This window comes from Janibacter sp. CFPM2_SD2 (assembly GCF_057364645.1).
This window is the reverse complement of record NZ_JBNFOF010000257.1, coordinates 1-3,440: the sequence shown is the minus strand read 5'-3', so window position 1 is coordinate 3,440 and position 3,440 is coordinate 1. Positions and strand designations below refer to the sequence as shown.

Annotated in this window: 4 protein-coding genes and 1 pseudogene; 1 reads left to right on the top strand and 4 read right to left on the bottom strand. The window is 71.2% G+C overall.

Annotated features, from left to right (window positions below; all coding sequences use genetic code 11):
* From AC2W7J_RS16785 to AC2W7J_RS16770, 4 genes are all read right to left on the bottom strand, one after another.
* On the bottom strand, positions 1-276 hold a 276-nt coding region (locus tag AC2W7J_RS16785), incomplete at its 3' end, for a DUF4192 family protein (RefSeq protein ID WP_485983805.1).
* A gap of 84 nt (positions 277-360) precedes the next feature.
* Positions 361-747 carry a YkvA family protein gene (locus AC2W7J_RS16780; RefSeq protein WP_485983803.1) on the bottom strand — a complete coding sequence of 129 codons (387 nt, stop codon included), beginning with the start codon at positions 745-747 and terminating at the stop codon, positions 361-363.
* Between the two features lie 57 nt (positions 748-804).
* The gene (locus tag AC2W7J_RS16775) at positions 805-2,346 is read right to left on the bottom strand and encodes an alanine/glycine:cation symporter family protein (protein ID WP_485983807.1); all 1,542 of its coding nucleotides are present in this window, start codon (positions 2,344-2,346) and stop codon (positions 805-807) included.
* A 44-nt stretch (positions 2,347-2,390) separates the two neighbouring features.
* Positions 2,391-3,125 carry an EcsC family protein gene (locus AC2W7J_RS16770; protein ID WP_485983801.1) on the bottom strand — a complete coding sequence of 245 codons (735 nt, stop codon included), beginning with the start codon at positions 3,123-3,125 and terminating at the stop codon, positions 2,391-2,393.
* Positions 3,126-3,185: 60 nt separating this feature from the next.
* Here AC2W7J_RS16770 and AC2W7J_RS16765 point away from each other — a divergent pair.
* A pseudogene (locus AC2W7J_RS16765) lies at positions 3,186-3,440 on the top strand (DNA polymerase); the annotation flags it as partial.

Genomic DNA, 3,440 nt, shown 5'->3' with positions numbered 1-3,440 from the left:
GACCGCCGTGCGCAGGGGGCGGGACCCCCCTTCGTCCTCCTCGAAGGCCGTGACGGCCAGACCCTGCGCCCCGCTGTGGGCCAGCACGGCGACGCAGTGCGCCGCGACCTGCTCGCACGCCGCGGCGTCGGGCAGGAGGTCGAGCCGCTGGACCATGCCCACGCGACGACCGTGCAGCGCCGTGAGGACGAGGGAGGGGCCCGGGTGGTAACCGAGCTGGTAGGGCACGAGGACGGCGAGCTCGGCGGGGTCGCGGGGGGAGGCAGTCGGTGTCATGCCCCGACGTGCCGAGCGCCCGCCCCTCGACAGAGGGGGCGGGCCGCCTGTGGATCCTCGCGGCAGCGGCCACGAGGCTGTGGATCAGTCCGGCACGACGTGCGAGCGCACGGTCCCCGGCTGGGGCTGGGGCTGCGGCTGGAAAACCGTGCCCTGCTCCCACGCGATGAAGTCCTCGGTCTCCTTGACCAGGGTCGCGGCGAGCCAGCCGACGACCATGACGTCGTCGAGCAGGCCGAAGGCCAGCAGCAGCCCCTCGGGCGCGATGTCGATCGGCGAGACGACGTAGCCGACACCGGCGAGCATCATGACCAGGCGCGCGGACGACAGGCCGGTGTAGGCCCCGGAGCGGACCGCGCGGACCATCCGCGGCACGGCCCGCAGGCGCGCGATCATGCCGGGGCTGCCGGGGCGCGAGGCGCTCCGGACGGCCGAGGCGAGGTGGGCAGCACTACGGACTCGGCGGCTCATGGCCATCGGGGTCTCCTGACGCTCGGGCGCTCCCGGGTCGGGGGCGCTCCACGGGGGTCAACGACCCGCGTCGGCCGGGGATTCCACCGGGGCACCCTGTGTGACGAGCCCGTCAGCGCGGTCCTCCCAGAAGGTCGCGCCCACGATGCCGTGGTCGCGCGGGTCGAACTGCGGGTCGAGACCCTGCTTCTTCTGGGCGCGGAAGTCCTTGAGCGCCTTGAGCGCCGGGCCCTGCAGCATGAGGATGCCGAGGATGTTGAGCCAGGCCATCGTGCCGACGCCGATGTCACCCAGGCCCCAGGCGGAGCCGGCCGTCGTCGTCGCGCCGTAGGCGACGGAGACGAGGATCAGCGCCTGCAGTGCACGGATCATGCCGCGGCGCACGACGCCGTTGCGGATCTTGCGGGTGAGGTAGGCGAGGTTGACCTCGGCCATGTAGTAGTAGGCGACCATTGTCGTGAAGGCGAAGAAGACGAGGGCCAGCGCGACGAAGCTCGAGCCCCAGCCGGGCGCGAGGGTGTCGAAGCCCGCCTGGACGAAGCCCGGACCGGGCTCGGTGTCGGTGCCGACCCCGCCGACGTAGAGCGTCTCGTCGCCGAAGGTCTCGCCCTTGAAGACGGTGTACATGTCCGTCGAGATGATGATGAAGGCCGTCGCCGTGCAGACGAAGAGGGTGTCGATGTAGACGGCGAAGGCCTGGACGAAGCCCTGCTTCGCCGGGTGCGACACCTCGGCCGCGGCGGCGTGGTGCGGGCCGGTGCCCTGGCCGGCCTCGTTGGAGTAGATGCCGCGCTGGACACCCCACTTGACGGCCTGGCCGACGATGGCGCCGTAGACGGCGTGCCCGCCGAAGGCACCGGAGAAGATCTCGCCGAAGACGTGGCCGATCTGGTCGAAGTTGACGAAGAAGACGACGAGCGCGAAGAGGATGTAGAGGATCGCCATCGGCGGCACGACGAACGCGGCGAAGGCAGCGATCCGCTTGACGCCACCGATGACGATGAAGGCCAGGCCGATGACGATGCCGATGGCGGTCGCCCAGGTCGGCACGCCCCACGCGGACTCGATGGCCGAGGACATGCCGTTGGCCTGCACACCCGGCAGGAAGAAGCTCATCGCGAAGACGGTGACGACGGCGAAGACGATCGCGTAGACGAGCGAGAAGGTCTTGGCCTTGTGGGCGTAGGCCTTCTCGAAGTAGTAGGCCGGACCACCGCGGTACTCACCGGTGTCCGGGTCCTTCTCCTTGTAGATCTGCCCGAGCGTGCACTCGACGAAGGAGGTCGCGGCCCCGAGGAGGGCGACCGCCCACATCCAGAAGACCGCGCCCGGACCACCGAAGGCGATGGCCGTCGCGACGCCACCGATGTTGCCCATGCCGACCCGGTTGGCCAGCGACATCATCAGCGACTGGAAGGACGAGGTGCCGTCCTGCGACTTCTCGCCCCGCACGAGCTGGGCGATCATGTCGGGGATCCCGAGGACCTGGACGAGGCGGGTGCGGATCGTGAAGTAGACGCCGGCAGCCAGGCAGAGCCCGACGAGCGGTATCGACCAGATGACGCCGTTGGTGGCGTCGACGAGTTCGGCGAAGGACATGCGGTACAGCTCCCCTGTGGCGCGGGTCATGGACCCGCGGGACGCTACCTCAGGTCCGGCGCCGCCGCAGGGAACTCGGTCCGCACGTGCGTGCCGATCTGCCGCATCAGCCACACGTCCATGCCGGCACCGACGGCCCCGCCGACGACGGGCACGGCCTTGCCGAAGCGTGCGAAGACGCCCTTGCCGGCGCTCGAGAGGATGCGGAAGCCGACGGCCTTGTTGACCACCATCAGGGCCGGCCCGGGCAGTCGCTGGGCGGCCATGCCGGCGAGTCGGCCGGTGGGCGGCACGACCCCCGCCTTGGCGAGCAGGTCCTGGGCGTCGGCGCCGACGAGGCTGAGCAGGACGGCGGAGCGGATCTCGGGCTGGGCGAGGTCGTAGCCGCGCAGCCGGGCCACGGCCGCCGACATGCGCGTGGCGAGCACGTAGAAGCCGAAGACATTGGCCGGCAGGGCGACGATCATCGTCGCGAAGCCGCCGAGGTTGGTGAGGAAGCCGCTGGCACCGGCGAGCTTGAGCGTGTCGCCGACGACCTCGTCGACCGCCTTGTCGACGTCGCCGCCGTGCTTGGCCAGCGCCTTGTCGGCGACCTGCGCCGCGGAGTCGAAGGGGCCGCTTCCGTCGATGCCGGTGTCGAGGAGGTTCTCGACGAGCGTGAGCGAGGAGCCGGACAGGCCCCGTCGGCTCTTGGGGTCACGCGCCTGCTCGAGCGCGCTCCGCGTGTCCTGCATCTGCTTCTTCTTGCCGAAGCCGAGTCGGTCGGAGATGAATCCCATGTCGGCATCCTGTCATGACGAAGGGGGCCCCGTCGGTGCGCGCGGGTAGCCTCACCGCTCGTGGGTGGAGAGCAGCCGGGAGCCGTCGTCGTCGGGGTCGACGGCGTCGGAGCCGTGCTCCCGCCGGAGGGCGACCCCCTGCTGGCGACGGACCTCCCTTCGCTCGTCGCCGCCCTCTCCCCCGGCACCCGATGGGTCACCTGGTCGGCTGCGTCGGTGGCACCGCTCGTCGCCGCCGGCGCCCGGCTCGACCGCACCTGGGACGTCGCCGAGGCGCACCGCCTGGCACACGGTGGCTGGGCCGCCGGACCCGAG